Here is a 2471-nt window from a genome sequence, read left to right on the forward strand (position 1 = left end):
TATAAAAGTTTATGCTGCTATTTTTTTTCGGAAAAATAGGTTGTAATGGGAGACTCTTTGTTTTCCTAGACAAAAATAATTACTTTTTCAAAAAAACACTTTTCTATTTTTTTGTTGGGTATTTTATTCTCTGGAAGTCCCCTAACAGGAGAAACCATGTCCGAATCTGTGGAAACCCAAGCAACAGTAGAAGCATCAGGCTGTGGCTGCGGTGGTACGCCCGAAACCACTGAGGCTCAACGCCAAAATCTCGAACTGAGTGCCGCAACTAGCGCACCAGTAATCCCCGTCGCCCCAATTCCCAACCCTGTCATCACCTCTCAAGGAGTACCCATGCCCGAAACTACCAATAAACCCGTTACCCCTAGCCAAGCTGCTGAACCCGCTGGCGGCATCGTCTATGCCATTGGCACCTTGGGCTATGACTTCGGCTCCGAAGCCCGTCGGGACACATTTAAACAACTGATGCCCACCACCGTAATTGGTGGTATTGAAGTTCCCTCTAATCCCTACGATGCCCGTCAGATGGTGGATTACCTGGCTGACAACCTCTCGGAGGCTAAATCCTTAATTTGGACCCTGAACCTGGAACTTACGCCAATTTACGCCATTGAACCCCTTGGCTCTTTTTCCCGCGAAGTTTATGCGGCTTTACAGGAACTTCTTTCGGGACAAGTACAAGCAGAAGACAGCCCCGAATATATCGAGCGTGTCAGTATTCCTGGACGGATTACTGGACGAACAGTACGCCTGTTCTCAGGACAAGTTGTTCCCGTCATTGAACCGGATAGCCCCCGGGGAATTTATGGTTGGCACATCAATACTTTAGTCAGTGCGGCAATCGAAGCTGTTGGTGCAGAACAAACAGAAGCCCAAGAAAGCCAAATGCGCCGCACTTTGAGTAGTTTCCTCAACCGCATCTACTACGATTTACGCAATTTAGGGCAAACTTCCCAAGACCGCGCCCTCAATTTTGCTGCGACTAACGCTTTCCAAGCAGCGCAAACTTTCTCTGAGGCTGTGGGTGCGGGGATGGAACTCGACAGTATTAACGTTTCTAAGAGTCCTTTCTGTCGGCTGGATAGCGATTGTTGGGACGTACAGTTAAAATTCTTCGACCCGGAAAATAGCCGCCGCGCTCGTAAAATCTTCCGGTTTACAATAGATGTGAGTGACTTAATTCCTGTTACTTTGGGCGAAGTTCGTTCCTGGTCTTCTCCCTATTAGTCCTCTCCCCTGCGCTGACTTCTGACTTCAAGTACAGGCGAAGCATTCGGATAGGAAATCTAAGGTTTCAGCGATAGGTTATGCCCGAATGCTTCGCCCCTACCCCCATTATTTACCCCAAAACAACCGTGAGACTTCCCAAACAATCTGCTCCCGTCAAACGACCCCATTTTATTCATCCCCATGAATGCGTCGATATTGTTCATGGAGATGGCGAAGACTTGGTATCTATCTTAGTTAAGTTAGTTCATGGAGCTAACTACAATGATCCGGCTCAGTTTCAATACCCTCACTATGGCTATCTGAAAATGTCCTCTTTTGGCGGTTTTCGTTATTAGTATCGACTTCTAAAACCTAGTAAAAAACACTGGAGGAAATCAAACAATGGCTAGTAAACCTAAAGGTGCGCCAGAATCAACACCCGCTGCTGCGAATGTTGACCAACCAACCACGGAAAAACCCAAGATTGAGCAACCAGAAACAACTCAACCTAAAGTTAAATACGTTCCCGCCACTGGTTTAGAAGATTACGGACGCTGGAAAACCATGTTCAAAGACCGCAAAGCGAATCCCAATGATCCGCCTTTTCGTCGGGGTCGCATCTGGTGTTAGACTTTGTCCATTTTTCCTGCGAAACTTTGTCTATTTTTCCCGCAAACAAATTGTTTAAAGTTGACAATAGTTAACAGAAAACTCTTGACAAGGATAGTGTAAAGCTTTTAGTGTTATTGACAACTACCTTTGGAGTAACTTACGATGAAAACCCTAAAACTGACCCCTCGCATTACCGCCCCGGTTCAACAAGACAATATCACTACCGTTCCTAGTGATGGTAATGTGATCACCCCTGCTACCTTCTGTGATTTAGCCACCAAGCAATGTTATCCCTTTGCGGGTGACGACGCAGTGTAATTTGTTCTTGCTGGCATTAGTCATTAGGTAGGCAGTCTTTTTTTACATGGATTGTTCGTGCTTGCCTACCTGACAAAACGACTACTCTTCAGGTTCTATCCCCAAGGCCCTTAACTGTTCCGCTAGGCGATCGGCTCGTTGTCGTTCCTGTTGAGTAGATTCCTGGGAAGTTAACAACAAGTTACCTTCCGCATCCCACCAGCGAAGCCAGGGAAAGAACTGATTTTGGTATTCCCCTTGCCAAATTCCTAACTCTACCTTTAAAGGAACAATGGGATAATGACCGCGCTGATTAGGAGTCATTTTTTGGTAACGGCCATTAACTAACTGGT

The 2471-nt window shown here is 46.1% G+C and carries 3 protein-coding genes and 2 pseudogenes; 4 read left to right on the top strand and 1 reads right to left on the bottom strand.

Going from position 1 to position 2471, the window contains the following annotated elements; genetic code table 11:
- Positions 1-138: 138 nt before the first annotated feature.
- The 4 genes and pseudogenes from O9323_RS08025 to O9323_RS08040 all read left to right on the top strand — a co-directional run.
- Positions 139-1227, top strand: a pseudogene (locus O9323_RS08025) (PatA/PatG family cyanobactin maturation protease); the annotation flags it as partial.
- 80 nt (positions 1228-1307) lie between these two features.
- Positions 1308-1565: a cyanobactin biosynthesis system PatB/AcyB/McaB family protein gene (locus O9323_RS08030; protein WP_002753002.1), complete on the top strand. Its 258-nt coding sequence runs from the start codon at positions 1308-1310 to the stop codon at positions 1563-1565.
- Between the two features lie 46 nt (positions 1566-1611).
- Positions 1612-1839, top strand: a complete 228-nt coding sequence (locus O9323_RS08035; RefSeq protein ID WP_002753000.1) for a cyanobactin biosynthesis PatC/TenC/TruC family protein — start codon at positions 1612-1614, stop codon at positions 1837-1839.
- A gap of 144 nt (positions 1840-1983) precedes the next feature.
- Positions 1984-2139: an anacyclamide/piricyclamide family prenylated cyclic peptide gene (locus O9323_RS08040; protein WP_002752998.1), complete on the top strand. Its 156-nt coding sequence runs from the start codon at positions 1984-1986 to the stop codon at positions 2137-2139.
- An 81-nt stretch (positions 2140-2220) separates the two neighbouring features.
- Here O9323_RS08040 and O9323_RS08045 read toward each other — a convergent pair.
- Positions 2221-2471 (bottom strand): annotated as a pseudogene (locus O9323_RS08045) (Uma2 family endonuclease); the annotation flags it as partial.

This window comes from Microcystis sp. LE19-131.1A, assembly GCF_027532015.1.
Taxonomy (GTDB): Bacteria; Cyanobacteriota; Cyanobacteriia; order Cyanobacteriales; family Microcystaceae; genus Microcystis; species Microcystis ichthyoblabe_A.